Here is a 443-nt window from a genome sequence, read left to right as displayed (position 1 = left end):
ATGGTGATGGTGGAGGCGCCCTGCGACAACCCGCCGCGCAGGTTGGCCAGCCCGGCGCGCAGCACGCCGACGAAGTCGACGCCGCCGTGTTCGTAGAAGCGGTCGTCCTCGATGGCCAGCACGGCCTTCTTCATGACGTCCGGTATTTCCGCAATCGGCACGAAATTGCGCCGCTCCTCGCCGAACTCACCGATCAGCACGTTGTCGGCCGTGTAGATCCGCAAGGGGATCTTCGGGCGGTAGTCCGTGATGGTGTCGAGCGATGGCAGGTTGGGCGCGGCCACCAGCAGCGCGTATCCCACCAGCAGCGCCACCGCCACGATCCCGGCCACCAGCAGGCCCACGGCCCAAAAGGTTAGCCGCATCCAGATCGGACGTCGGGCAGGTAGGGACGGCTTCTGTTGTGCTGTGGCCATAAGGGAAATACCTAGTTAGAGGTGCCG

Annotated in this window: 1 protein-coding gene; it reads right to left on the bottom strand. The window is 65.0% G+C overall.

The features are described from left to right. Positions 1–416 (bottom strand): transglycosylase domain-containing protein (locus OR16_RS39230; protein WP_192816492.1); only part of this gene is annotated, 416 nt, incomplete at its 3' end. Positions 417–443 lie beyond the last annotated feature (27 nt).

The organism is Cupriavidus basilensis OR16 (assembly GCF_000243095.1).
Classification (GTDB): Bacteria; Pseudomonadota; Gammaproteobacteria; order Burkholderiales; family Burkholderiaceae; genus Cupriavidus; species Cupriavidus basilensis_D.
The sequence above is the reverse complement of the archived record's forward strand: the minus strand, read 5'-3'. Positions and strand labels throughout refer to the sequence as shown.